At 71.1% G+C, this 23,758-nt stretch carries 39 protein-coding genes; 4 read left to right on the top strand and 35 right to left on the bottom strand.

The genetic code is table 11. The features are described 5' to 3' along the window. Window positions 1-21: 21 nt before the first annotated feature. From TU30_RS15710 to TU30_RS15855, 33 genes are all read right to left on the bottom strand, one after another. Window positions 22-252 (bottom strand): hypothetical protein, encoded by a 231-nt coding sequence (locus tag TU30_RS15710; RefSeq protein ID WP_042170139.1) that lies wholly within the window; start codon window positions 250-252, stop codon window positions 22-24. Window positions 253-259: 7 nt separating this feature from the next. Next, complete coding sequence (locus TU30_RS36035) at window positions 260-430, bottom strand: hypothetical protein (RefSeq protein ID WP_158719327.1); 171 nt, start codon at window positions 428-430, stop codon at window positions 260-262. Window positions 431-784: 354 nt separating this feature from the next. Next, entirely contained in the window at window positions 785-1,030 is a 246-nt protein-coding gene (locus TU30_RS15715; protein WP_042170142.1) for a hypothetical protein, read from the bottom strand. A gap of 19 nt (window positions 1,031-1,049) precedes the next feature. Further along, the gene (locus TU30_RS36040; protein WP_052479814.1) at window positions 1,050-1,451 is read right to left on the bottom strand and encodes a helix-turn-helix domain-containing protein; all 402 of its coding nucleotides are present in this window, start codon (window positions 1,449-1,451) and stop codon (window positions 1,050-1,052) included. Beyond that, window positions 1,448-2,191 carry a hypothetical protein gene (locus TU30_RS15725; protein ID WP_042170144.1) on the bottom strand — a complete coding sequence of 248 codons (744 nt, stop codon included), beginning with the start codon at window positions 2,189-2,191 and terminating at the stop codon, window positions 1,448-1,450. Before TU30_RS15725 ends, TU30_RS36040 begins: the two co-directional genes overlap by 4 nt. 94 nt (window positions 2,192-2,285) lie before the next feature. Next, window positions 2,286-2,558 (bottom strand): hypothetical protein, encoded by a 273-nt coding sequence (locus TU30_RS15730; protein WP_042170146.1) that lies wholly within the window; start codon window positions 2,556-2,558, stop codon window positions 2,286-2,288. Window positions 2,559-2,560: 2 nt separating this feature from the next. Continuing rightward, complete coding sequence (locus TU30_RS15735; RefSeq protein WP_158719328.1) at window positions 2,561-2,803, bottom strand: hypothetical protein; 243 nt, start codon at window positions 2,801-2,803, stop codon at window positions 2,561-2,563. Window positions 2,804-2,874: 71 nt separating this feature from the next. Continuing rightward, window positions 2,875-3,483, bottom strand: coding sequence for a hypothetical protein (locus tag TU30_RS15740; RefSeq protein ID WP_042170150.1), 609 nt, complete (start codon window positions 3,481-3,483; stop codon window positions 2,875-2,877). After that, window positions 3,480-3,683 carry a hypothetical protein gene (locus tag TU30_RS15745; protein WP_042170153.1) on the bottom strand — a complete coding sequence of 68 codons (204 nt, stop codon included), beginning with the start codon at window positions 3,681-3,683 and terminating at the stop codon, window positions 3,480-3,482. The genes TU30_RS15740 and TU30_RS15745 overlap by 4 nt, the downstream gene beginning before the upstream one ends. Further along, window positions 3,680-4,495, bottom strand: coding sequence for a hypothetical protein (locus tag TU30_RS15750; protein ID WP_042170155.1), 816 nt, complete (start codon window positions 4,493-4,495; stop codon window positions 3,680-3,682). The genes TU30_RS15745 and TU30_RS15750 overlap by 4 nt, the downstream gene beginning before the upstream one ends. 33 nt (window positions 4,496-4,528) lie before the next feature. After that, window positions 4,529-4,756, bottom strand: coding sequence for a hypothetical protein (locus TU30_RS32885; protein WP_052479815.1), 228 nt, complete (start codon window positions 4,754-4,756; stop codon window positions 4,529-4,531). Between the two features lie 77 nt (window positions 4,757-4,833). Next, entirely contained in the window at window positions 4,834-5,538 is a 705-nt protein-coding gene (locus TU30_RS32890; protein WP_052479816.1) for a histone-like nucleoid-structuring protein Lsr2, read from the bottom strand. A gap of 82 nt (window positions 5,539-5,620) precedes the next feature. Next, window positions 5,621-5,932 (bottom strand): hypothetical protein, encoded by a 312-nt coding sequence (locus TU30_RS15760; RefSeq protein ID WP_042170157.1) that lies wholly within the window; start codon window positions 5,930-5,932, stop codon window positions 5,621-5,623. Then, window positions 5,925-6,539, bottom strand: a complete 615-nt coding sequence (locus TU30_RS32895) for a hypothetical protein (protein ID WP_052479817.1) — start codon at window positions 6,537-6,539, stop codon at window positions 5,925-5,927. Before TU30_RS32895 ends, TU30_RS15760 begins: the two co-directional genes overlap by 8 nt. 74 nt (window positions 6,540-6,613) lie before the next feature. Beyond that, a complete protein-coding gene (locus tag TU30_RS15770; RefSeq protein WP_042170161.1) occupies window positions 6,614-7,261 on the bottom strand; it encodes a hypothetical protein in 648 nt (215 codons plus the stop codon). 6 nt (window positions 7,262-7,267) lie between these two features. Then, window positions 7,268-7,444 carry a hypothetical protein gene (locus tag TU30_RS36495; RefSeq protein ID WP_199816860.1) on the bottom strand — a complete coding sequence of 59 codons (177 nt, stop codon included), beginning with the start codon at window positions 7,442-7,444 and terminating at the stop codon, window positions 7,268-7,270. Window positions 7,445-7,564: 120 nt separating this feature from the next. Next, window positions 7,565-8,086: a single-stranded DNA-binding protein gene (gene ssb, locus TU30_RS15775; RefSeq protein WP_042170164.1), complete on the bottom strand. Its 522-nt coding sequence runs from the start codon at window positions 8,084-8,086 to the stop codon at window positions 7,565-7,567. Window positions 8,087-8,120: 34 nt separating this feature from the next. After that, window positions 8,121-8,444, bottom strand: a complete 324-nt coding sequence (locus tag TU30_RS15780; RefSeq protein WP_042170166.1) for a hypothetical protein — start codon at window positions 8,442-8,444, stop codon at window positions 8,121-8,123. A gap of 202 nt (window positions 8,445-8,646) precedes the next feature. Beyond that, window positions 8,647-8,946 (bottom strand): hypothetical protein, encoded by a 300-nt coding sequence (locus TU30_RS15785; RefSeq protein ID WP_042170169.1) that lies wholly within the window; start codon window positions 8,944-8,946, stop codon window positions 8,647-8,649. After that, window positions 8,943-9,206, bottom strand: a complete 264-nt coding sequence (locus TU30_RS36045; RefSeq protein WP_158719329.1) for a hypothetical protein — start codon at window positions 9,204-9,206, stop codon at window positions 8,943-8,945. Before TU30_RS36045 ends, TU30_RS15785 begins: the two co-directional genes overlap by 4 nt. Further along, window positions 9,203-9,964: an ATP-binding protein gene (locus TU30_RS15795; protein WP_042170174.1), complete on the bottom strand. Its 762-nt coding sequence runs from the start codon at window positions 9,962-9,964 to the stop codon at window positions 9,203-9,205. The genes TU30_RS36045 and TU30_RS15795 overlap by 4 nt, the downstream gene beginning before the upstream one ends. An 872-nt stretch (window positions 9,965-10,836) precedes the next feature. Beyond that, window positions 10,837-11,136, bottom strand: coding sequence for a hypothetical protein (locus TU30_RS15800; RefSeq protein WP_042170176.1), 300 nt, complete (start codon window positions 11,134-11,136; stop codon window positions 10,837-10,839). Window positions 11,137-11,359: 223 nt separating this feature from the next. After that, a complete protein-coding gene (locus TU30_RS38300) occupies window positions 11,360-11,839 on the bottom strand; it encodes a WhiB family transcriptional regulator (RefSeq protein WP_078878303.1) in 480 nt (159 codons plus the stop codon). Continuing rightward, a complete protein-coding gene (locus TU30_RS15810) occupies window positions 11,749-12,204 on the bottom strand; it encodes a hypothetical protein (RefSeq protein WP_078878304.1) in 456 nt (151 codons plus the stop codon). Before TU30_RS15810 ends, TU30_RS38300 begins: the two co-directional genes overlap by 91 nt. Next, on the bottom strand, window positions 12,201-14,705 hold the full coding sequence (locus TU30_RS36050; RefSeq protein WP_158719330.1) for an LAGLIDADG family homing endonuclease: 2,505 nt from the start codon (window positions 14,703-14,705) through the stop codon (window positions 12,201-12,203). Before TU30_RS36050 ends, TU30_RS15810 begins: the two co-directional genes overlap by 4 nt. Window positions 14,706-14,779: 74 nt before the next feature. Beyond that, on the bottom strand, window positions 14,780-16,015 hold the full coding sequence (locus tag TU30_RS15820; RefSeq protein WP_052479819.1) for an AAA family ATPase: 1,236 nt from the start codon (window positions 16,013-16,015) through the stop codon (window positions 14,780-14,782). Next, window positions 16,012-16,314 (bottom strand): hypothetical protein, encoded by a 303-nt coding sequence (locus tag TU30_RS15825; RefSeq protein WP_042170181.1) that lies wholly within the window; start codon window positions 16,312-16,314, stop codon window positions 16,012-16,014. Before TU30_RS15825 ends, TU30_RS15820 begins: the two co-directional genes overlap by 4 nt. Continuing rightward, window positions 16,311-17,144, bottom strand: coding sequence for a hypothetical protein (locus tag TU30_RS15830; protein ID WP_042170184.1), 834 nt, complete (start codon window positions 17,142-17,144; stop codon window positions 16,311-16,313). Before TU30_RS15830 ends, TU30_RS15825 begins: the two co-directional genes overlap by 4 nt. Beyond that, the gene (locus tag TU30_RS15835; protein WP_042170185.1) at window positions 17,141-17,401 is read right to left on the bottom strand and encodes a hypothetical protein; all 261 of its coding nucleotides are present in this window, start codon (window positions 17,399-17,401) and stop codon (window positions 17,141-17,143) included. Before TU30_RS15835 ends, TU30_RS15830 begins: the two co-directional genes overlap by 4 nt. Beyond that, a complete protein-coding gene (locus TU30_RS15840; protein ID WP_052479820.1) occupies window positions 17,398-18,132 on the bottom strand; it encodes a BN159_2729 family protein in 735 nt (244 codons plus the stop codon). Before TU30_RS15840 ends, TU30_RS15835 begins: the two co-directional genes overlap by 4 nt. Further along, window positions 18,129-18,737 carry an RNA polymerase sigma factor gene (locus tag TU30_RS15845; protein ID WP_042170188.1) on the bottom strand — a complete coding sequence of 203 codons (609 nt, stop codon included), beginning with the start codon at window positions 18,735-18,737 and terminating at the stop codon, window positions 18,129-18,131. Before TU30_RS15845 ends, TU30_RS15840 begins: the two co-directional genes overlap by 4 nt. Window positions 18,738-18,852: 115 nt before the next feature. Next, window positions 18,853-19,092, bottom strand: coding sequence for a hypothetical protein (locus TU30_RS15850; protein WP_042170190.1), 240 nt, complete (start codon window positions 19,090-19,092; stop codon window positions 18,853-18,855). Continuing rightward, a complete protein-coding gene (locus tag TU30_RS15855) occupies window positions 19,076-19,390 on the bottom strand; it encodes a hypothetical protein (protein WP_042170193.1) in 315 nt (104 codons plus the stop codon). The genes TU30_RS15850 and TU30_RS15855 overlap by 17 nt, the downstream gene beginning before the upstream one ends. Before the next feature lie 270 nt (window positions 19,391-19,660). Here TU30_RS15855 and TU30_RS15860 point away from each other — a divergent pair, with 270 nt between their 5' ends. The 3 genes from TU30_RS15860 (at window position 19,661) to TU30_RS15870 (ending at window position 21,825) form a co-directional block, all read left to right on the top strand. Beyond that, window positions 19,661-20,029: a helix-turn-helix transcriptional regulator gene (locus tag TU30_RS15860; RefSeq protein WP_042170196.1), complete on the top strand. Its 369-nt coding sequence runs from the start codon at window positions 19,661-19,663 to the stop codon at window positions 20,027-20,029. A 214-nt stretch (window positions 20,030-20,243) separates the two neighbouring features. Then, window positions 20,244-20,540: a hypothetical protein gene (locus tag TU30_RS15865; protein WP_052479821.1), complete on the top strand. Its 297-nt coding sequence runs from the start codon at window positions 20,244-20,246 to the stop codon at window positions 20,538-20,540. Then, window positions 20,530-21,825, top strand: a complete 1,296-nt coding sequence (locus tag TU30_RS15870) for a tyrosine-type recombinase/integrase (protein WP_052479822.1) — start codon at window positions 20,530-20,532, stop codon at window positions 21,823-21,825. Before TU30_RS15865 ends, TU30_RS15870 begins: the two co-directional genes overlap by 11 nt. Window positions 21,826-22,099: 274 nt before the next feature. Here the strand turns inward: TU30_RS15870 and TU30_RS15875 are convergent, their stop codons facing one another. Further along, window positions 22,100-22,453, bottom strand: coding sequence for a hypothetical protein (locus TU30_RS15875; protein WP_042170199.1), 354 nt, complete (start codon window positions 22,451-22,453; stop codon window positions 22,100-22,102). 138 nt (window positions 22,454-22,591) lie between these two features. On the opposite strand from TU30_RS15875, the gene TU30_RS15880 reads away from it, so the two are divergent. Then, complete coding sequence (locus TU30_RS15880; protein WP_042170202.1) at window positions 22,592-22,828, top strand: DUF2277 domain-containing protein; 237 nt, start codon at window positions 22,592-22,594, stop codon at window positions 22,826-22,828. Between the two features lie 42 nt (window positions 22,829-22,870). Here TU30_RS15880 and TU30_RS15885 read toward each other — a convergent pair whose 3' ends face one another. Beyond that, on the bottom strand, window positions 22,871-23,497 hold the full coding sequence (locus tag TU30_RS15885) for a DedA family protein (RefSeq protein ID WP_042170205.1): 627 nt from the start codon (window positions 23,495-23,497) through the stop codon (window positions 22,871-22,873). Window positions 23,498-23,758: the final 261 nt, after the last annotated feature.

Here is a 23,758-nt window from a genome sequence, read left to right on the forward strand (position 1 = left end):
GGGCCGTCTGGCCTGATCCGATCAGCCGTCGGGCTTGGGCCGCTGCCGCCGCGCTTCTTTCAGCCAGTTGGGCGTCACCAGCTCGTCGGCCCGGTAGTCGCCGTTCTCAGTGCGGCTGGAGACGATGATCCGCACGTCGTCGGGGTCCTCGCCGCGGGCGCGTAGGTCGGCGAGGACACGCTGCTTGGTGGCGTTGAGTTTCTGTGCTTCGCGGATGATCCGCTCGACGTCGTCGGGGGTGGGCTCGTCCATGGCCGGCCTACTCGTCGTCGACCGCGTGGAGGTGCCGCTGCGCTCGCTCCCACGATTCGAGGCCATCCAGGATCTCGTCATCACTCATCTGGTCGGTCTTGGGGTCTCGGAGGACTACGGCAGCGAAGTAGGCGTCTCCGGTTCCGCGAGAGACAAGGCGGTACCTGGGGTCGGACACGGGCGCCTCCCTGGTGCGTGGCTGTTCAGGGTGCGCCCGGGGCCGTGGGGAGATCAAGGGGTGTGCATGCGCGAGCGCCCGACCATGGGTCGGGCGCTCGGGGGTTGGCGACCACGCTGGGCTGTCGCCTCTGGGCACCGTACGAGGCGCGCCAGGCTGGGGCGGCGGCCGTCACCGCCAGGTGTCACGACAGGATGCCGTGGAACATGCCGCCCCGGTCAACGAGTGGTGAGACGGTACTCGTCAACCGGCGGGGCCTCGCCCGTGATGTCGTCGCCGTCGTCGGGGAGAACATCCTCCGCCGTGGGCCGGGTGTCGTCGTGCTCGTTCATGGCGGCAGGATGGCATGCCCGGCTACGGGACGTCTCCGCGCCACTCCCACTGGCCGGCCGTGTCGCCGAGCGTGTAGTCGGCTCGGCCGCCGGGCCCGTAGGCGCCCTGCTCGGTGATGAGGAGGGCGCCCTCCTGCTGCTCGGCGGGGCTCATGCCGGTGACGTCGTACAGTTGCCCGTCGAGCGGGCCGCCCAGGAGCTCCACGTACTCCCGGCCGTCCTGCGGGCCTTGCTCGGGGTCGGTGGGGTCGTGGCCGTAGACGCGCATGCCGTCCAGCGTGGCACGGTCAGGGCGCTGGCCGCCCGAGGCCCGCCCATGAGACATCGGTGTGGAAGAGACGTGTGCCCTCGGGTGTCGTGCCGGAGAGCGGCTGTTCCCCGCGCACCCAGGCGCGCACGGTGTCCGCGTCCTCGGTACGGTCCGGGGTCACCTGGTACGGCTCGTTGTCCGGCGGGACCAGGAGGTTCACGGGCGCCGTTCCCAGGGCTTCGGCGAGCACCAGCAGCTCAGTGACGCTCACGTTCTCCCGTCGGCCGTTCTCCAGCTTCACGACCGTGGTGCGGTTCCACGGCAGGCCGTGTTCCGTGAGTCGGGCGCCAAGGTCGGCCGCCGTCCAGCCGCGCCGCCGCCGCAACTCCCGCACCCGACCCGCGATCACCGCCGTCGGTCCGCTCGATGCCGCGTTCACGCTGCGGCTCCTTGCTCGGTCCACACGCGTCCGCAGCCGTGGCAGTGCGCGAGTGGGGCGCGGCCTTCGCCGCCGTGGACGTCGATGCGACCCCCGCACGCGCAGGGCTGTTCCAGAGTGCGGCGCTGTGCGGCGATGTCCAGGGCGCGCTCGACCCGGTCCGCGGCGCCCTTCGCCACCACGCCGATGCGCTGCTCTTCCTGCTCGGTGATGCGCCGGCATGGGCCGGGCGCGCGCTCGATCCGGGCGAGGAGCCAGAGGGCGGCGTAGGGGGCGGTGCGGCGGCCGGTCCAGCGCCAGCGGCGGGGGTCGTGGGCGTCGGCGTGCGCCAGCTGCTGCTGACGCTCCCGCTCGGCGGCCTCGATCCGGGCCTCACGCAGCGTCCGGTAGTCGGCCTTCCTCGCCGCGGGCACGGAGATCGGGGCGCGCTGCGCGGCGTGGGCGATGTCGTCCGCGCAGGCGACCAGGGCGGCCTCGACGGCCCGCATCGTGTCGAGGATCGCCAGGCGCACGGGGACGGGCCGGTTGCCGAGCTGGATCGGGTCCCGCTCCAGGCTGCGGAGGTGGGCGGCCTGGTGACGCTCGTACTCCAGCTGCTCGGCATCGGCTTGGTCGAGGCGGGCGAGGTAGCCCTTCAGGCCGAGGCCGAAGGCTCCGAGCTGGGCGGGGGCGCCGATGGCTTCGCGGAGGTCGGCCCAGTGGAGGGCGACGGTGCGGAGGTGGGTGGCGGTGGTGGTCACAGCAGCTCCCTGGGGTGCGTGGGGCGTATCGTGATCAGCACCTGTGGGGCGCGCCTGGTCTGGGGAGATCGTGGGCGCGCCCCCTGCCGTGTGCTCAGGGCTGGCTGGCGGCGTCCTGGCGCCGGTATCCGGAGGGCTTCTCGCCGATGGTCTGGAACTCCCAGCCGGGCTGGCAGTCAGGGCAGACGTCCGAGCAGTTCTTCGTCGGCGTTCCGGTCCGCTTGCTTAGCTTCGGAGGGAAGCGCCAGCCCTCGCCGTACGCGGCTCCCCTGGCTTCCATGGCGCTCTGGAAGGTCTCGCCGTCCTTGAGTGGCTTCTCGCAGCCATCGCAGATCAAGATCAAGCTGTTCACGTGCATCGTGGCCATGGTTAGTCCTCTCGTGTGGTGCCGCAGGTGTTGCAGGTGAACCCCTCCGGCGGCTCGCCCCTGCACACCGAGCATGCGATGTCCTCCAGCAGCTCACCGACCGTCACCCCGAAGACCCGCGCGGCAGCGACCACGAAGTCGACGGGGACGGTGCGCACCCGGCCGCAGTCCTGGTTGGCCAGGACCGCTCGGGTGGTCGGGTAGCCGTTCGCCGACAGGGCTTCGGCGAGCGCTGCGGCGGACATCCGGCGCTGGGTACGCATACGGCGGACTTGCCGGATCACGGTGGCCGTGGCTGGGAGCGGTCCGTGCATGGTCACTGCTCCGTGGGGTGGTCGGTGCGGGCGTGGGTGTGGTGGGGGTGGTGCTGGTGGTTGTGGATGGCGAGGTCCTGGCGGGGGATGGGGGGTGCGCCGAGGCAGGACGGGCACGCCACCATCTCGGTGTCGTCGCTCGGCGGGAGGAGTGCGGCGCGGAGCTCGACCAGGCGCTGATCCCACCAGCGGGCCACGCTCGTACCGAGGGGCGGCGGTCCGGCCTTCATCCAGCCTTCGTAGAGGGCGGTGGTGCGCTGCACGGTGGCCTCGTAGTCGCGGGCGAGCGCCGCGGTGATCCGGTCGCCGGGCAGGAGGCATCGGACTACGGCGGTGGTGATGTCCTCGGGCACGGCCGACGGGCAGTCCCGGATGGCGTCCGTGACCACCGCGTGCAGAGGCGAACCGACCGGCGGGGCCTCGCCGTTGCCGGGCCATTCGATGCGGGCGCGGTGGTAGCAGAGGAGGAGCTGGTCGAGGGTGGGGGCGGTGCTGCCGAACCCGACCTGCGGGTCGTCGATGATGATGGCGTGCCCGGAGGGGAACACGGCGCCGTCGAGGACCTGGCCGTCGCGCAGGTGGAGGTGGAAGGGGCGGGCGAAGGCGTTCACGGGCGCGGCTCCTGGTGGTTGGGGGTGGTGTTGAGGCGGTCGTCGAACTGGGCGCGGCGTTCGGCGATCCATGCCTCGTCGAGGGCGGTCTCGTCGTCGGTGGCGAGTGCGCCGATGGGGATGTGGCGGATGCGGGCGGTGGCGTGGCCCCAGCACCAGCCGGCGGCGAGGGCGAGGAGCGCGGTGAGGAGGTGGGTCACGGGCGGGCCCCGTCCTGGGGCTCGTCGGCAGTCTTCGGCGTGGCGCGGGGGCTGCTCGCTGCCTGCTCCGGGAAGCACACCGTGTTGCCGCCTGGGTCGTGGACCCACCACGCGGCGAGGGTGCCGGTGATGCGGAGGACGGACTTGCCGCAGTGAGCGCAGGACTCGGGCCGTGCCTCGGCGGCCGGTGTCTCGTCGGCCATGCGGCGCAGCTCGGCGATGTCTGCACGGACCGTCTTCGCCCACGGGTCACGGTCGCTGTCGTCGAGCACGTCCTGGAAGCCGACGGCGTGCGCATCGAGACGGCGGACGATCTCACGGACGCGGTCGAGGACGGCCCGGTCGGCGGGCGGCTCCACGACAGCGGGCACGGCGGCGGGCGCGGGCAGCGCAGGCGGCTCCTGCCCCCGGTCCTCCGCCTCCTCCACGTCCGCCTGCCACCGCATGAACTCCCGCAGCCCCATCCCCGGGTGCGCCTGCACCGCGTCGAGCTGCGCCTGCAACGCTTCGTGATGCCCGGAGGCGTAGCCCTCGTGGAAGCGGCAGTTACCCTCTGCCTCCTCGCAGGCCGGGCAGTCGTCCAAGGGCGCGATCTCGTCGTAGGGCGCGATCTCCGGGGCCCGGTCGGGGAACTGCTCTCCGATCGCGCCGGGCGACAGGGTGAGCGCGGCGTCCGTGCGGGCGACGCCGAAGACGCGGGCGGGCCAGTCGTCGGGCAGGGCGCGGGCGTGTTCGGCGAGCGCGGCGGCGGTGGCGGGCTGCCATTGCACGAGGTGCTGCCACAGGGCGGGGCCGGTCGGTCGGTTGGTCATTGGGTCTCCAGGGGTGGGGGCAGCCGGGACGGGTCAGGGGCGGGCGTTGATTGCGCGGGCCACGGCCAGCGCGCGTGTGAGGTGGGTCGGGTGGGCGACACTGCCGTCGGCCAGGTAGTCGATCTCGCTTACGAGCAACTCGGCGAGCCGTGCGGCGACGGTCGGGTGCAGTCGGACCGCGACGGTGTGGGCGGCGACGGCGGGCGAGGACGGGCCGAGCTTGGCGGCGGCGGTGCGGAGTTCGTCGGCGGGTGTCGTCATAGCGGGCTCCAGGAGGGCGTGATGGGATCGGCGGTACCGGCCGCCCCGCACTGCCCGCGGGACGGCCGGCCTACAGCTCACGCGGGCTGCGGCAGGGACGCGCGCCAGGCGTCGAGGACGCGCTTCGGGATCTGGCCGACGGCCGGGCAGTCGACACCGTTCTCGGCAGCCCAGGCGCGCACGGTGCGGGTGTCGTAGTCCCGGACCGGGGTGGCGCGCTTCCGCTTCGCCTTCGCCGGGGCCAGCTCCGCTTCCCGGGACCCGAGTTCGGCGAGCCGCTTCTCCAACTGCTCCCGCTCGGTGGCGATGGCGGTCAGCTCCTGGTCGGCGGCGTAGCGGCGGCGGAGACCGAGGAGGCCGGCGCGGATGCGGGCGGCCTGGTCCTGGACATCGGTGTCGGGGTGGTCTTCGCCCCACTTGAGGAGGCGGCCGATGGGGATGTTGTCGGTGGCCTCTGGGGCGGTCTGGTCGGGCATGGTCACCGTTCCTTCGTCGGGTTGCTGGGCGTCGTGTTCGGCGAGGAGGTCGCGGAGCATGTGGAGGGCGGCGGTCCTGGGCTCGGGGAGGGTGGGGAGGCGGCGGCGTTGGGGGCCGGTGAGCCCGCCGTACGTGCCGTACCGGTCGACGGCGGGTTCGGTGACGAGGGCGTCGTGTAGGCATTCGGCGCGGACGGGGCAGCGGTCACAGGTCTGCTTCGCGGTGCTGGCCTTGGCGGCGTTGAACCAGGTGTCGAGGTCGTGGCCGGCGCATGCTGCGCGCTCGCGCCAGGCGTCGGTGGTCATCAGTCCTTCCAGACGAGGTGGACGTGGCCGCAGGCGAGGTGGGTGAAGGCGATGGTCGTGAGGGTGAGGGCGATGACCGGGATCACGGGGTGGCTCCGGTGGTCTGGCGGGCGGCCCGGTACGCGTTCGGGTTGCTGCGGCGTTTCCCGGAGGCGATGGCGCGGGCGTCGTGGACCCGGGAGTCGTTGAGCGGGGACGGCGTGGCCCATGCGCCGGCGGGCATGCCGGGCCCGGGCGGCGCTTCGGGCAGGCCCTGCAGCGCGTTGGGGGTGTGGGCCGGGCAGCAGAGGCCGGTGAGGTACGGGCGTACCTGGTCGGTGGCGTGGCAGTGGCGGCGTTCGGCGCCGATCCAGTGCTCGCACGCCGGAGCCTGCGTCCCGGCCGGGTCAGGCACTGTCGGCCTCCGGCACGCTCGCCCGGACTTCGATGGCCTCGCGCAGCAGCCCGTCCGCGTCGGCCTCCAGTACCAGGAGCCGGACATGGTTGCCGATCCGCTCGTACTTCTGCTGGGTGCCGTGGCCGTCCCACTGCGCCCGCGGATCGGTCACGTCGACCAGCGTCACGTGCCGGAACAGGGCGGCATCCCGGGGGTGGATGTGCCACGACATCTGCCATCCGCCGGCCACCAGGTACAGCAGCTGCCAGCCGTCCTCATCAACGTCCGGCGACGCGGTGAGCACGCTCGTGTCGGGGTGGAGGGCGGTCAGCCAGGCGAGGAGCTGCGCACGCTCCCGGTACGCACCGTCCCGCTCGCGGATCCGGTCGGCGAGAGCCTCGACGGCGCGCTCGCGGTCCTGCTCGAACGAGTCAGCGTGCTGCTTCCAACGGCGTGCGTTCTGCTCCGCGTCCTGCAGGTCGGCGATGAGGCAGGCGATCGCCGAGTCCGCGGCGACCAGGTCGGGGGCGAGCCAGGCGGCGAGGCGGTGGCGCCAGCCCCTGCGCGCGAGGGTGGGGGTGACCGGTTCGCCGGGGTGGTCACTACGGTTACTTGTTGTGGACATGGTCCGCTCCGGGTGGTCCGGGGCGGGTCCCTTCGTGGGGCCCCTTGTCCGGGTGGTGGTGCTGACGGGTTGGTTCAGAGGTTGCGCATGACGATCTTGGACAGCTGCATGACGAAGTGGTCGCGGTCGTCGTCGGTCATGTCGGGGTGGAAGGCGAAGTGGAGGCGGATGCGGGGGCGGTCGCCGTCGCCGGGGTCGATGCCGAGCTGGACGGTGTGGTCGTCGGGCTGGAGTCCGTCGGCGCTCAGGCTGTCGGCCCAGTCGGAGAGGTCGACGGGTTGGGGGTTGTTGTCGGTGCCGCAGTCGGGGCCGGAGCAGTCTTCGCGGCGGCCACGGTGTGTGGTGAGTCCGCCGTGGGACGGGTCCGGGCCTTCGTGCGTCGGCTCGGCAGCGGGGCGCCACGCCTTGACCGTGCGGTCGTACTGCTCGACCTCGACGGCCTCGACGGACTGGTCACTGTTCCACGGGTCCGAGTCCTGCATCTCCGTGAGGGGCTCGCGGTAGTGGACGCGGTACGCCTTCCCGTCGTCCGGGGCCCGGAAGATCAGTTCGTTGACCGACTCCCAACGGCGGGACTCGACGTACTCGCGGTGCAGCTCGATGGCGGCGCCGGGGTGCTCGGCGGTGTACTCGGGGTGCTCGGCAACGTAGGCCGCGTCGACCATGTCGTGGGGCAGGCCCATGGTCTCGAGCTGGTCGGGGGTGAAAGTGCGGGTGATCATCAGGGGCTAGTCCTGTCGTGGTGTGGGCAGTTGGTCGAGGGCGTCGCCGAGGTCGCAGGCGAGGGTGCGCCAGCGTGCGGCTTGTGCGGGTGCGTGGCCGCCTCGGGTGTCGGCGGCAGTGAGGAGGGCTTCGACGATCTCGCCGAGGTCGTCGGTGCTCTCCAGGCGTACGACGGCGGCCATGTCAGCTCCCTTCGGCCGGTGGGGTCGGTGCTGCTTGGGGTGTGGGGGTGGGTTCGCGTTCGGTGTGGGTGCAGCCGGTGAGGAGGGCTGCGGCGATGAGCGCGGCGGCCACGGTGCGCATCAGAACGGAGGCTCGTCGCTGCGGCCCTGGCGCTGGGTGTTCTGGGGCTGTCCGACGTTCCAGGGGTCGTCTTGGGCCGGGGGGCCCTGGCGGTACTGCTGCTGGCCGCGCTGCTGGTTCTGCGGGGGCCGCTGCTGCTGTCCGCCCTGGGCGTTCTGCTGGCTCGCGGCGTCCTTCGACACGTTCGCCACGGCGTACGCGAGGTTCGGCGCGATGCTCCGGATCAGGAGGGCCGGCCGCTCGTGCTTCTGGCCGTCCTTCTCCCACGACTCCGTGCGGAGCTCGCCGGTGACGAGGACCTCCATGCCCTTGGCGAGGGTCTCGGTGGCGTTCTCGGCGAGGCGCTCCCAGGCGGTGCCGCGGATGTAGAAGACGTCGCCGTCCTCCCACTGGTTGGTCTGCTTGTTGAGCCTGCGCGAGTTGAAAGCCAGGGGGATGGAGGCGACGGCCTTCGAGGACTGGGTGAAGCGGAGTTCGGGGTCGGCGGTGAGGCGTCCGACGCCGGTCAGGGTGGGCAGCATGTGGGTCAGTTCTCCTTCGTGGTGGCGTGCGGGGTCAGCTGACGTCCGGGATGAGGAGCCATCCCGGCTGCGGGTGGTCGGGGTGCCCGAGCTTGAGCGCGGCTGCGTGCAGTGCGGCGTTCCAGGCGGGGATCTCGTAGCGCTCGAAGGACTCGGGGGTGATGACCTTGAAGTCGCCGAGGTCGACGTCGTGGAACTCGGTGACGAGGAAGGTCATGTCGCGGTCGTAGTCGCCGCCGTGGCAGAAGCCGACTCGGGCGTTCTCCGGCTGGCCCTTGAGGGCTTCCTTGAGGGTGTCGTTGTCGGTGTCGGGGATGCGGAAGCCGTAGGCGAAGTAGGTGGACTGCTGCATGCCCATGGGGCGGTCTCCTGGATCGGGATGGTCATCTGGCCGGGGTGGATGTCGGGCGCGGCGGTGGTGGTCGTGGTGGGGGCCGGTGGGCGGGCTGCCGGTCTCGGTGCGGGCGGTGGGATGAGGCCGTTCTTCCGGCCGCAGATGTAGCCGTAGCCGCGGTCCTTGGACTCCTTCGTGCGGAGGCGGCGGGGGCAGAAGCGGCACTTCATCGGGTCTGCCTCCTCTTCCGACGATGTGCGGCGAGGCTGGTTACGCCGACGGGGAGGGGGAGCTGTTGGGCCCGGGTGGGGCAGGTGGCGATGTGGGGCTTGTGGAGTCGCTCCCAGGCCATGAGGGGGAGTTCGTCGGTGGGGCGGCGGGAGCGCCAGGCGCCGGTGCCGTCGCAGCGGACGGCGGTGTTGCCGGCGGGGTCGGGGTCGGGGTTGACGGGGAGGCGCTTTCCGGCCTCGGTGATGGTCCAGAGGACGGGCTGTCGGCAGTCCCGGCAGGGGAGGAGTCGTTTCATGGCGTGGTGGTTGGTGTCGGGGTTCGGGTGGGGTGGGTGTCGGGGAGGGCGATCTGGTGGCCGTCGGTCTGGGTGGTGCAGGGTTGGCCGACGGGGGCGTGGCACTCAGCGCATCCGGTTGTCATGGCCCAGGCGAGTCGGCGGGCGTCGTGCGTGTCCGCACGCCGGGCCACCGTGCCGCGCGGGTTCGTGCACAACTCGCCGGCGGCGGCCTTGCACCAGGGGCAGCGGACGGCCATCTGCGGGAACCGATAGTTCATGCCGCGCTCCGCGACTGGCGGCGGCGGTCGGGGCCGGTGAGGGTGACGACGGTGGCGTCCTGAGCGAGGCGGGAGGCCAGGCGCTCACCGAGACGCGACGTCAAGTCGGGGGCGGTCGGGCGGCCTTCGTCATCGACGGGCGACCGGACCGGCAGGTTTGTCGTCACGATCGTCGGGAGGCACTCGTTGTAGCGCTCGTTCAGCAGTCGGTACGTGGCCTCTTCCGTCCATTCCGAGAGCTTCTCGGTGCCAAGGTCATCCAGGAGGAGCAGCGGGATGCGGGTGAGGCGGCGCAGCTCGTGCTCCATGCCCTTCGGAGAGCCGCCGGGGCGCAACAGCCCGTACATGTCGGGCGCGGTGATGGCGATCATCTCGAAGCGCTTCGGGCCGGCTTCCGCGATCCGTCGGAGGGCGCCGTACGCCTGGTGGGTTTTGCCGGTGCCGATGGTGCCGCGCAGGACAAGAGTGCCGGCGGCCTCGGGGTGGGCGACGACGGTGTCGGCCCATTCGGTGATCTCGGTTTCCGTCGCGGCCGCGTCGCGGAAGCGGCGGGGGACCGCGGTGGTCCAGCGGGCCAGGGCGAAGGCTGCGCGCTGGCGGCGGTGGTACTCCGGGTGACCGGGCTCGTCAGGGGTGGGCGTGTTGTCGACGGGCCCGGCGGTGACGTTCGGCCGGATCTGCTTGATGCGGGCCATGAGGCGGGCGAGTTCGGAGACCTGATGGGTGGGGCTCTCGCCGATCGTCTGGGGTTCAGCCATGGGTCAACTCCTTCAGAATCCGAGGTCGTTTTCGTAGGCCTCTTCGGGCGGGCACTGGAAGGGCTGGTAGCCGGGGGCGCGCCGTGGTGGGGGTGTAGTCGGCGGTTTAGAGCCGGGGGAAGGAAGCGGAGGTAGCTCTTTCCAGCCGGGGAGGAAGTATCGGGCGTAGCTGATTTCTCGGCTTCCGGCCTGCTTTGCAGCGAATGCGGCGAGGGCCTCGATTCCGGTTTTCTTGATCAGGGCTTCGAGGACGAACCATTCGGGGGTGGTGAGGTTCCAGCGGACGATGACCCCGGCTGCGGTGAGGGCGTCGACGAGGGGTCGGGCGTTGGGGGGGATGGGGGTGCCGGTGTCGGGTGGGGCCTGCGGGGCTTGCTTGCTCTCACTCCTGGTCGGAGTGGTTTGGTTGAGGGGCCCGGAATCAGGGCCCCTAGAGGCCCTGATTCCGGGCCCCCCCGGCCCGGATTCCGGGCCCCTAGCGTTTCCGCTAGGGGCCCTGATTCCGGGCCCCTGCTGATCGGCTACCGGCCCTGATTCCGGGCCGGTAGTGCCAGGGGAAGGACGCGTGTACCCCACGGCGAACGGCAGCTCGTACATCGCCGGACGACTGCCGACAGCAGCCTCCACCTCGACCAGCTCGCCGGACTCCAGCGCCTTGTCGACCGCGTGCTGGACGACAGATCGGGAGGCGTTGAGGCGGGCACGGAATTCGGTGGTGCCCATGCGGACCCGGCAATCTGGCCCAGTGGCTTTGTCCGCGACAGCGAGCAGCACCATGCGAGGGTTTCCCTTTGTCTGGGAATGGTTCCAAACCCAGTGCATGGCGTTGATGGTCAACGTGCTGCTCTCTTTTCCGGAGAAGGTGAAAGGCGTCAGGAAGAGATCGGGTGTGCCGCCGCTCCTACGGCGGAGAGGTGGCGCGGCAGGCAGGTGGTCAGGTTGGGGTCCTGGTAGGCACCAGCCGTGGCGGCCGCGACGCACACATCGGCAACCAAGTGGCCGGCCCCCTTGACCCTGTCCAGGGAGTCCCTAAGGTCCTGCCGCTGCTGCTCTGACGGTCCGTACCCGGCCGATTCCATGAAGGACCTAGCCCACGCGTCCTCGACCATCGCCAGGGTTTCGTTGGCCTGGGTCTTCGCGAGATCGTCGCCGTGCAGGCCGAAGTGGAGCACGGTCGACTGGTGGAGTCCTGCGCAGCCTTCTTGTTGAGGGGCGCGCGGCGGGCAAGGGCCCCTCGCACATGGCGAAGTTGACCGGCTTCACACGCGAGTGGGTTGCGAAGATCGCCCCCGACCCGAAGCGTTCTGCCTGACATCTGCTGTCCTCCTCTCTGGTCGTGGGGTTGGTGGTGGCCGGTGGCCCGGCGGCCGGATGTCATCCGCCGGGCCACCGGAGCTAACTGAGCCGGTACGCCTGGTGATAGAGCCGGTACGCTGCACGGCAGTCGTCGCACGCGGCCTCGCCAGCCCGCTGGTGCCGGCGGTAGCCAGCCGAGGTTCCACGCTCCTCCCGGCAACGCGTCCCGACCCGCTTCGGCCTCGACTCCCCGGCGGTCTTCTGTTCACGGGCCAGCTGCCACCGCTGCCCGGCCGACAGCCCGCCCGCGATCCCGTCCCGCGCGCTCTTCCCGAGACCGTGCTCACGGACGAGGACGGCCTCCAGGCATGCCTCCCGCACCGGGCAGGCCCAGCAAATGGCCAGAGCCTCAGCGGCCTTCCCCTGGCAGAACCAGATCTCGGGGTCCCCGCCCCTGCACGCAGCGTCTAGCTCCCAGTCCCGGTCCCTCATGCGGCCACCTCCGGGGCGCCGATGTAGGTGCCGTGCTTGCGGTAGTAGCGGTCCGCGACCGCGTTCGCGTCCTTGCACGGCTGGCATGGGGCTTCGCCGCGGCGGTGGTGCCGGCCGTACCCCTTCCGGGTGCCGCACACCGGGGTCCGGCCGGCGGGCATTTTGCGGGTGCCGGTGCGGGACATGCACTCGTCGGCCGGAACAGCCAGGTCGGGAAACCAGGCCCGGATCTTCGCCGAATTGATCCCGAGGCGGCGAGCGATGACCGAGTACAGTACGCCCCGCTCGAACAGCAGGGAGGCGGCGTACCAGGCCTCGTCCTCGGTGAGCGTCCAGCCCTCCCGGCCCCCGTTCGCCGCACGCTCGATGGCGATCAGGTCCAGGCAGACCAGGCCCTCCGAGGTGGCCATCCACACGGTGGGAGCGGCCGCTACGTGCGTAATCGAGATCATGCGGTCACCGCCGCCACCGTCGACACCCAGGCGAGGGCGGTGTCGTCGAGCTGCTTCCGGGCCCGGGTGACCGCCACGTAGGCGAGGCGGGCCTCCTCCCGGGGCAGGACGACCAGGCCGGTCTTCTGGTCCGGCTTCGGCGCCCGGAAGTCGGCGTGGATGCGGACGGCCGGCCACTCGCGGCCCTTCGACCGGTGCGCGGTCGAGACGACCAGCTCCGCCTGCTGCTCCGAACACAGCCCGTCCGCCGCGGCGATGATGCTGTCGGTGCCGTGCTCGTCGATGAGCTTGACCAGGACCTCGAGGGAGCCGTCTTCCTCGGCGGCGTACTGGCGGACGGCGTCCCAGGACGGGAAACCCATCAGCTCGGGGTGGTCGGTCGGGCGGCCGTCCTGGAGTGCTTCGGCGGCCCAGGCAAGGCGCTTGATGTCGCCGCCCCCGCCAACGAGGGCGACCTTCCGGCCGTTGGCGAGGCCCTCCATGACGATGTCCATGGCGCCGGCGTTGGTGCGGCAGAGGATTGCGTCCGGGGTGGCGAGCGTGCCGACGGTGGAGTCCGCGGCGTCCCAGCCGGTGAGGCGGAGCGGCGCGTCGATCAGCCGCAGCCACACGTTGGCGCGGGCGGCGATCGCCGGACCGAACCGGAACGACTGCGACAAGGTGAGCTGCGGGCAGGCGAGTTCGCGGACGAAGCCCTCGAGCGCGTCCTTGGCGCCGCGCCAGCTGTAGATCTGCTGTGCGGAGTCGCCGACGGCGATGCGCTGTGCGTGCTCCTGCGCCAGGAGGACGCCGGACAGGACGTCGTTCGTGTCCTGCGCCTCATCGAGGAGCACCACGTCCGTCGGAATCGTCGGCCTCGAGAGCGCCCACATCTTCAGGTAGTGGTCGTGGGTCAGGTTGAGGACGCTGTCGTCGTTCTCCAGGTCGGCCCAGGCCGCGCGGGCGACGGGGAAGGCGAGCTGCACCAGCTCTGCGCGCGCTCGCTTCTTCGTGAGGCCGTCGTACTGCGGGACGTGCTGCTCGGTGATTTCGTCGTCGGCACTGTGGCACCAGCGGGTCACGGTGTCGAGCGCGACCCGCATGATGATCTTGAAGGTCATGGCCTTCTGGCCGCCGGTGTCGGTGCGGATCGTCGGGGTCGCGCCGATGACGCCGAGCACGGACCGGACGTCGAGGGCCTGAGCGGCCTCGTGCGCCGTCTGCCGAGGCCGCTGGAGACGCCGGCCGTACCGCGGGTCGAAGGCGAGACCGTGGCCGGTCTTGCACGCGACCGCGGCCGGGAACGACTTCGCGGCGTCGTTCTTGATGGCGGTGTTGTAGGCGACGTACGTCATCCGGCGGCGCCGGTCGGACTGCGCGATGAGCTTGAGCGTGCTGGAGTTGTGCGTCGGCACGCAGCCCGCCGTCAGGTACAGGTGATCCGGCGCGGTGACGCTGATACATACGGCTTCGTCCGGCTCGACTGGAGTAATCGCCCGGATCGCCCGGAACGGGGCCACCCGCGCGCCCTCGCACCAGCCGGAGGCCTTGCGCTCCAGGAAGAACGGCACCAGGTGTGCGGGCAGCTTGATCCGCATCCGGTATGCGAGCTTCCGCCGGGTGGCCTTCTCCGTCAGAGTCGCCGTGCCGCCGAGCGACTGGACAAGCCAGCGGACGTCCTCGGCCAGCCGGAGGCTGGTGGTGACGTACTCCGCAGCGTCTCCGTGCGCCCGGTGCCCGTCCGCATCCAGAAGTCCGCGGAGCACTTCGAGGCGCTGGTCGGCCGACGCGAACTTATAGAGGTCCGGCACGAACTTCTCGTGGCTCCGAAGGCCGCGCAACCCGAGTGAGCGGAGCGCGTCAACGATTGGGTTCCAGAATCCGCGGCGCCCAGGCAGTGTCTGGCGTCCGCCCAGGCCGTACCCGTAACGGCCCGCGCTGTCGTACACGACGACGCCCATAGGATCGACCAGAGCACGCACGCGATCGATGATCTGCGCGTCCGCAGTCGTGACGGTGACGGTGCCGCTCAGTGAGCCGTCGCCGAGCAGAAGGCCCAGCAGCCACGGATCGAGCGGCAGTTCCGCCTCGGGCAGCTTCACGGGGTCGGGCATGGGCACGAACCACCGGCCGCCGCCGCCAGGACGTGCTACGCCGCGGGCGAGGATCTCGGCGGTGGTCAGCACCTGGCCGGGCGTGCCCCGGTCTCGCTGCTTGTTGGACTGGACGAGCCAGCGGTGTTCGGCATCAGCGATCACCGTGACGCCATCGGAGAACCGCAACTCGTACAGAGGGCGGATGCCCTGGGGATAGACGCCGGAGACCTCGTAAATGAGGCCGTCGCGTCCAATGATGGGGTCGTCGATGGCGAGGGTGCCGATGGGGCGCCAGCCGGTCGGCGTGAGCACGGGCTGGTCGGTGCGAAGTGCTTTGCCGCAGCCCGCGCCGGCCTGGAGGACAAGGTCCAGCCCGTCGCCGTACGCATCGATCGCCTCGGCTTGCTCGAGAGTTGGGGTCACCACTGGGGTGCACCTCCTTTCGGGGGTGCGAGCCCGCCCCGCATGGGGTCGGGGCGGGCCCGCGGTCAGTGACGGACTCAGGCGGCGTCGGCGGCGAGCCGGGCGGCGTCGTCCTCCAGGCCCTGGACCAACGCGGCGAACTCGTCCGCCGCGTTGTCCCGCTCACCGAAGCTCGTGAGTGTGTCGAGCAGCGTCTTGGCCTCGTCCAACGCCATCTCGTTGGCGGAGCCGATCCGGCGGCCGACGATCAGCGAGATGGCGCGCAGTCGGTCCTCGCGGCCCTTGATCTCGAGCTGGTTGAAGAGGGCGTGCATCATCCGCATCTGCGGGGCGGAGACGGGCGCCGGACCCTGGTCCTGCTCGGTGGAGGCCGGCGGGGTGCTCTGCTCCGGCGAGGGCACAGCCGCCGGAGTGGCGGGCGTCGCCGCGGACTTGACGGCCTGGCCGTACTCCCGGATGACGTCCCCGAGCTTGGCGGGCTCGCCGGTCTTCGGGTGCAGCAGGTCCGCACCGAGCAGGTTCCGCGCCTGCGCCTGGCCATGAAGCTCCAGCGCCCGCTTGTACGTCAGCCCGTCGGCGACCAGCGCGTCCACGATGACCTGCATCGGGTCCACACCCTGCCCGAGCTGCTCCAGGATCGCCTCAGCGAAGTCGGGGCCGGGGTGGTGCACGCACGCGCCGTCGAGCGGCGTGTACCGGGTCTTGGTCACGGTGCCGGTGCCCTCGGTCATGTCGATCACGACGTCGACTTCGTACTCGGCGCCCTCACGCTGGACCGTCTTGACGCCCAGCTTCTTGACCTTGCCGTTGGCCAGCTCGTAGTCGTTCTTCGTCCGCATGGTGACGATGACGTGGCCGGGGAAGTGCAGCAGGGCGTCCAGCATGTCCTGCTCCATTTCGTTCACCGGAGCCCAGGCGGAGAACTTCCCGCCGTTGATCTTCTTGCCCTCCTCCTCGACGCGGGCGAGGAGTCCGCCCTTCCCGGCCCAGAAGTGCGACCAGCTGTCGATGATGAGGACGGCGAGGCGGGCCTCCTCGGCGGCGCGGACGGCGGCGATGAGGTTCTCCGGGGAGCAGAACGCCATCGGCAGGTGCGCGAAGGTGTGGGACTCGATGTCGGGGCGGCCGGGGACGGGGGCGTACTTGAGGGCGGAGCCGCGCTCGGTGTCGACGACGCCGATCTGTCCGCCGGCGGCGAGGCCTTCGGCCATGCGGAGGGCCGTCTTGGTCTTGCCGGAGCCGCCGGGGCCCTGGAGGGCGATGCGGGCCTTGGCAGTCTCGCGGGTGGCCGGCTGGAAGGTGAAGGTGCTCATGAGTCGTTCCTGTTCGTGCCGGTCTGCGGCGGGATGGTGGCTCGGAAGGGGCTTGCGGCGATGTCGCGGGCGAGCTTGGCGGCGCGCATTACGGCCCCGTAGGCGCGGCGCTTGCGGCGCTCGTCGGCCTGGGTGTCGGACGGCTTCGTGCCGTACTGGTCCTTGGCGTGCGCGGCCAGGGCGGTCGCGAGCTCGGCGCCGTACTCGGTGCGGAGGGCGGCGAGGACCTGCGCGGCTTCGCCCGGCTGGAGCGGCCGGCCGGTGGTGAGCGCCCGGTAGGCGCGGGCGTACGCGCTCACCGGTCTTCACCGTCCCGGGCGGCGAGCATCAGCCCGGTCATGCCCTCACCGAGGAGGTGCACGGTCACGCCCTGGTGCTCGCCGGTCCCGGTGGTGACCGCACCGCGCGCGGTGATCGTGGCGACGTTGACCCGGAGACGGGTCAGCCACCAGGACCAGGCGGCGTAGTCGTGCGGCCGGACCGTGAGGCGGATCGTGTGGTCGTCGAGGACCTCGGCGGCGGTGACGTCGGGCTGCGAGCCGCTGAGGAGGCCGGCCAGGTGGGCGGCCGGGGACTCCTCGCGGAGGGCCTGGACCGGCGCGATCAGCTGGGTGATCCCGTCCGCCGGTGGGGTGGACGCGTCGTCGTCCTCGTATCCGGCGACCGTCCACTGCTCGGTGTCCCGGTCCCACACCACCGACCACGCGGTGTGGTCGGTGAGGGTGCCGTCGAGGTCGATACCGACCGGCATCCCGATGCCCGCGGCCGCGTTGAGGGCGTCGGCGATCGCGGCCCAGTACTCCCGCTCGGTGCGCGGCACGAAGGGCTCGTTGCCGTCCGTGGGGTCCGGCGCGGTCGCCGACTCCACCAGGAGGTCGTCGCGCTGAGCCACCACCTCGTCGACCCGGGCGCGCAGCTTCTCGCGGTCGGCGTGGACGTCGGCGAGGTCCTGCGTCCGCTGCGCCAGCTCGGCACGCAGCCGCTCCACCTCAGCCGCGGTTTCCGGCGACTGGAGCAGCTGCGACGACTCCAGCGCGAACGCGGCCTGCGACGACAGGTCGTACGACGGTCCGTGCAGCCACGCCGCATCGATGACCTTCTTTGCCGTGAGGGCGAGCTTCGAGATCATGCGGTCTCACCGTCCTTACCGACGTAGCGGGCCTCGACCCGGGCGCCGTACTCGGTCAGCACACGCGTGGCCTCGTACGCCCCTGCCGGGAGGTACGCCGACCGCGAGCCGGAGCGGGGGACCCTGGCGGTGCGGATGTTGTACTCGATGCAGGAGGCGGTGCTGCTGGAGTTGTACTCGCCAACGGGCTGCCACTGGCCGGGGGTGGCACGGCAGTGGGCCGCGACCGCGAAGTGGTCGACCAACTTGCGCTTCATGCGGTCTCACCACCCTCGGTGGCCGTGATGGCCGTCAACGGGCCCGCCTGCGCCACGAGGCTGGCCAGCGTGCAGCGCTCCGGCCGGCCGTCCTGCGACAGCAACGGCATCCCGTCCTCGGCGAGCTCGCCCTGGAAGTACCAGAACTCACCGACCGCGTCCCGCTGCGGGAGCGCCAGGTCGTACACCAGCCCCTCGAACTCGAACGGGCGCCCCGCGGACCGCACCGCCCGGGTACGGACCTCCGGCAGGTCGTACGCCAGCACCGACACCCGCACGCCGTCCCGGTAGCCCTCGCCACCCACGACGTACGGCAACGGCTGCTCACCGTCGTGCGTGACACCGAAATACCGGCGCCAGCCCGCCCACTGGGACAGATCCGTGATGTGCAGCGACACCAGCACCCGGTCACCCTCGACCTGCATGCTCTGGAACTCGACGCGGTCGCCGATCTGCTCCTGGATGCCGGCGGCGACCTGGCGGGCGCGCTCGCACGCCTGGTCCCAGGCGACAGCCTGCTGCTCCAGGTCCGTGAGCTCCGGGTCGACCGGCGGGCGCGGCATCCACCCGCCGGCGGGCGTACGGCGCAGGATGAGGCCGCGCGTCCGCTCGGTGTCGACGAGGAGGCCGACCTTGTTGAGGGCGTGCGCGGCGGCGATCTCCGGGGCGCTACCGCCTGCGGCCATGGCCTCGCGAATGATCGCGATGGCGTGGGGGAGGTTCTTGTTCACGCCGCCACCGCCCCGGGGGTCTCGGCGGCCAGCTCGGCGCGCATCTTCGCGATTGCCCGGAACTGCAGCGTCTTCGTGGCGCCGGTCTTCTTGCCCAGCTCGGCGGCCGTCTCCGGCACCGACAGGCCCTCGAAGTACCGCAACTCGATGCACTCGCGCTGGAGTCGGCTGAGCGTCCGCATCGCGTACGCCACCGTCTCGGCCGCCTCCGCGACGTCCAGGTCCCGCAGGGCGGACGCCTCGGCGGACCGGTCACGCTGGCCGGCGTCGGGCGTCTCGGCGACCGGGACCTCCAGCCGCGTCCGCGCGGCCTTGACGTGGTCGAGGTGGATGTTCCGGGCGATGACGACCAGCCAGCCCGCGAAGCCACCGGCGCGCGGGCCGCTGAAGGTGTCCATGCGGCGGAGGGCGCGCAGGAAGGTCTCCTGCGTGAGGTCCTCGGCGAGCTGCTGGTCCCGGGTCCGGCTGAGGAGGTAGGTGTACACCTCGCCGCGGTACTCGTTGTACAGAGCAGCGAAGGCCGCTCGGTCACCCGCGACGGCTCGGGCCACCAGCTCGGGGCCCGATCCCTCCCGGGTGATCTTGTGGGTAACGTGGGTCAACACGACTGCTCTCTTTCTGGGTGTTGCGGTTGTGGAGGTCGCCCCGGTGGTGCGGGGCGGTCCGGAGTCGAGGGGTCGCCAGGCCTGGCAGTCAGGCGGCCCTTCGGCATGTTTGGGATCAGGCCGTCGCGGCCAGCTGGTCCTGCTCCGCCATCCACGCCTTCACGGCGGTCAGGTCGAAGCGGCGGACCTCCTTCTTCTGGCCGGTCGACTTCAGCCGCTCCACCGGCATGCCGTCCTCGATCCAGCGCAGGACGGTCCAGTCGGAGACCTGGTAGTAGGTCTCCAGCTCGGGCTGGGTGAGGAGAGGCATCAGGCCGGCCGGGAGGGGGACGCGGCGGTCACTCTTCGTCGGCATCGGGGCTTGACCTTTCGATTCTCGAAGTCGAAGCTTCGGGCATGGCAAAGAGGTCCTGGAGGGGGGTGTTCGTCTCCTCGTGCAGCGCGGAGGCGATGACCCAGGCCGTCTTCAGCTCGCACGCCGTGCGGGCCGTTTTGCCCTGCCCTGCGAGCCGGCCCACGGTGGCCGCCGAGATGCCCTTCCCGGCCGGGTCCACCCGCCGCGTCGCCTCGGCGAGTTGGGGGATGGAGAGGCCGGCGCGGGCCATGGCGTCTCTGAGCGGCTGGCCGTCGGCCTTGCGGTGCAGCTTGGGCATAAAGGGACCTCGTGCCGTGATGGCTGAGAGCACCCCGGGCGGGGTGTCTTCGATATTTCTACTATCGAAATCGAATCCGTGTCAATGGGTGGCTCCGAGTTCATCCGAGTGGCTCCGAGCGGTGCAGGGGAGGTGCGTGTCCGGCTCCGGCGTGCGCCGACGCTGATCGGTACGCAACGGCGCGTATTCGGCGGGTCGCGCGCCGTCAGGTTCCCGCCATACCTTCTACTTTTACTTGCGAAAGGTAGAAGGTGAGGGCAGGCTTGCCGCGTGGACACCCATGAGCACATCGCCCCTGCCGGGGGGGAGACCTTCGCGCAGGCCCTCCGCGCGCTCAAGGACGACTACAACGTCAGCGAGAGCGAGATCGCGCGCCGTATCGACGCGCACGTGTCCACGGTCAACAACTGGGCCCACGGCAAGGCCAACCCTCGCGCCGCCGCCATCCGCCGGCTCGCCGTGGAGTTCCCTCGCTTCACTGAGGAGAGGCTCTTTGCCTCGATCGGAAAGCGGGCGCCCACCCCGCTCTCGCGCGACAAGCGAGCCGAGGCCCTCGAAGTGCTCGACCGGCTGACTGAAGAGCAGCAAGAGATGTTGTTGATCCAGGCCAGGGCGGTAGCGGACGCCAACGAGCGCTGACCCGTCGCATCTTTTTAGTTCTGCGTGCAACCAACTGCCTGGCTCGGAAGTCTCAGCAAAAGGCTCCTCGGCCAACTCACGACAGATGTGTAGAAACTGTGGTCGCACTGGTCGCGAAACGTGGATCTCGGGAGTACGGTCGGTCACCTGATCGACGTCCTCCCCCGCCGGTCTCACCAGCTACACGCGTCACCGCAGTCGGGGGAGTATGCCCATGTGCATCCGCGTCCAGTACGCACCGCGCCACCAGATCGTCGACCCGTGGGATGCCGTCCGGCAAGTGATCACCATCCCGGAGGACCTGGGCGCCACTGTCCTCTTCACACTTCGCGCAGTACGAGCCGTACTCCGCCAACTCGGCGTGCCTCAAGACAATTTCGGTGCACTCTGCTGGTGCGGCGAGGACATCGACCTCACCGCCGCACACGCCACCCAGCACCGACAGACCGAGGTGATCCAGGTGCACATCACACAGGCCCCCGCCACGACCGGGAGGCACCATGCCGCGTAGGGCCACGAACAATCCGCGCCAGCTGCGGCAGAAGACATGCGGCTGCCCGGCCTGCATGGAGAAGTACCCGCCCCAGCAGCACGGCGAGCGCCGACCGCGCCGGGACTGCATCGGCTCCTGGCAGGCCCGCTACCGCGACCCCGCCGGGAAGCAGAAGGCCAGGAACTTCCCCCTCAAAGAGGGTGGGAAGAAGGCCGCGGAGGCGTTCCTCGACGAGACCCGTACCGCTGTCCGGCAGCGCACCTACCGAGACCCCGAGCGCGGCAAGATCCGGCTCGGCGCCTGGTGGGACGACTTCTGGGAGGTCGAGGGGAAGAAGGGGGCGATCAGGACCCGCAACCGCAAGCTCAGCGTCTGGCGGGCCCACGTCGAACCGAAGTGGTCCGGCTACCGCCTGATCGACCTGGAGTACATGGCCCTACAGAAGTGGCTCACCCAGGACGTGAAGGGCCACCGCACCCAGAACCAGGTGAAGCAGCTGCTTGTCGCGCTCCTGGACGCCGCCATCAAGGACGGCGAGCGGATCAGTGTGAACCCGGCCAAGCACCTGGAGGTCACGGCGCCGCGGCGGGCCAAGCACCCCGACGATCTGGCGCCTCCAACGCGGGCCCAGTACGCGCTCATTCACGCAGCCCTGCCCCAGTACTACCAGCGGATCCTGCGCGACTTCGCCTACGAGACGGGCCTGAGGCCGGGCGAGTACGCAGGCCTCCGCCTGCACTGCGTCGACGAGGAGCGGATGGTCGCGCACATCAAGGAGATCCTCGTCTCCGACGACGGGCGACTGTGCCGGCAGGAGGCGCCCAAGACCGAGGCGGGCTTCCGCACGGTGGCGCTGACACCGACGGCGCTCGAGGCCATCCGCTGGATGAAGGAGAAGTGGAAGCCGAAGGCGACCCGGTCTGCGATCGGCGACGACCCCTACGACCTCCATGCCGAGGAGCTCGTGTTCCGAGGGCCTCGAGGCGGCGCGCTGAACACCAACAATCTCCAGCGCCCGTGGAAGCGGGCGATCGTCCAGGCCGGCGTGGCCCGCAAGGTGAAGAACACGGAGAGCGGGAAGTGGGAGTGGTGGCCGCGGCTGTACGAGTACCGCCACGACGTCGCGAGCCGCCTCCACCACGCCGGCGTCGCCGAGGTCGACACCCAGGCGCACCTCGGACAGAAGCGCGGCGGGAAGGTCACCTGGATCTACACCCACGGCAGCGAGGACGCGCAGGAGCGGGTGCGCAACGCGCTCACCGGCGGCGGGGAGGAGGGAAGTGGACTCCGTGCCGTTCAGTGATCGCCTACGGCAGGAATCCGCGAAGAATCCACACGCACCCCTCGGGATCACTCGGAACCACACGGAACCACCGGCCTTACAGCGCGTAAAGCAAGTCGGGACCGCTCGGGACCACTCGGAACCACCCGGAACCGCTAGCCAGGGCGAACGAAGGCCTTACAAGCAGGATGTCGGCGGTTCGAAACCGTCCGCGCCCACCGGGAACAGGGCCCTTCGGAACTTCTCCGAGGGCCCTGTGCCGTTCGTGCCGGGGACGCCCCCCACGGGGGTGCCCCTACGGAAACGGCTCCCTTTCACCAGGCGGTGTCCCGTGCGTGTGCTTCAGCCGGGAGCGGGCCTGGACGCGGTCGGCGCCGGCCAGGTCCGCCCAGTACCGGTGGGTGCTGACGAACACCACCAGCTCGTGCTCCCGGCGCCGGAGCTTCTCCACCTCGGCCTGCTCGTCGTCCGTCCAGCCGGGTGAGGCGGGGCGCTCCACCAGGCGCCAGCCGGTGTCGTCGCTGAACCCGTCGAGCGGCTCCACCGACCAGGGAAGCCGTCTCAACAGGGCCGACAGCTCTGCCTGGACCTGACGAAGCTCCTCCTGACCGGCGAGGAGGTCACGGGGAAAGTCATAGGTCGCAGCCACGCGTTAATGATACGCCTGTTCGATTTTGGGTGGCGAGTCAACTCGGGGTCCCCTCACCCGGTTCACCCGGTCGGGCACGTCCCGGGCCGCGGTCGTCCGGCATGGCTCCCAAGGCCCCTCCGGGGCGAGACTGGGGGCATGTGCCGGAGTATCAAGACCCTGCGTCCGCCCGCGTTGTCCGAGGAGGCCACCGAAGACGAGATCAGGGCCGCGGCCCTGCAGTACGTGAGGAAGGTGTCCGGCTTCCGGGCGCCGGCCGCCCACAACCGTGAGGTCTTCGACCGGGCCGTGGACGCGGTCGCCGAGGCCACGGCCGACCTGCTGGACGGCCTGGAGGTGCGCGGCGCGCGCACGAGCACGAGCGTGGCGCGGTAGGCGGGGCGGCGGGTGGTGCAGAGGGCGGGGCCGGTGCCCGCGTTACGACGCCTCCGCCGGCTGTACGACGACGCCCGCGCCGGACATCGGCCGCCTGCGCATCAGGTAGGCCGCCCCCGCACCCGCCCCGAACAGCGCGGCGACCGACACCGCGGTGGCGAGCCAGGTCGCGCCCAGCCAGTGGGCGCCGAGGTAGCCGAGGGCCACGCTGTAGGCGGCCCAGGACAGGCCGGCCAGTGCCGACCAGGGCAGGAAGTCGCGGGCCCGGCGCCGGGCGGCTCCCGCGCCGAGCGAGACCAGCGAGCGGCCGGCCGGGGCGAAACGGGCGAGGACGACCAGACCTCCGCCGCCCCGGGCCAGCGCGGCGCCGAGACGTTCCTGCGCGCCGGTCAGCCGGCGGGACCGGGCGAGCGCCCGGTCCAGGCGGTCGCCGCCGCGCCAGGCGAGACGGTAGGCGACCAGGTCGCCCAGGACGGAGGCGGTGGCCGCGCACAGCGTCAGGATCAGGATGTCGGGCAGGTCGGTCGCGGTGCCCGCGGCGGCGGCCGTGGCCGCGGCGATCACGAGGACCCCGCTCGGCAGCAGCGGCAGGAACACGTCGAGCAGGACCGAGAGGGCCACCACCGCATAGACCCATGGGCTGCCGATCAGCGACCCGAAACTCTCCACCCGAACTCCCCGTTGCTCCCCCGTCGGCCAGACCGTGCCGCGGTAGCGCGGGGGGAGCGGCAGGAGAATGACCGTTGACAGTGACTGAGAGTACGCCGGGCAGATGACGGAAAGGTCACGGAGGATTCGTGTGGGCGGCACCGGGAGTTCGCCCTCCCCTGTGGCCTCCCCTCGCGAACTCCCTTTCCCGCAAAGGGCAGTGCCCTCCCCGAGGCGTGAGGACCGGGGGAGGGCACCGCGGGGGCGGGGTGGGGTCTGCGG

Origin of the sequence: Streptomyces sp. NBRC 110035, from assembly GCF_000829695.1 — a bacterium.
In the GTDB taxonomy this organism is placed as follows: domain Bacteria; phylum Actinomycetota; class Actinomycetes; order Streptomycetales; family Streptomycetaceae; genus Streptomyces.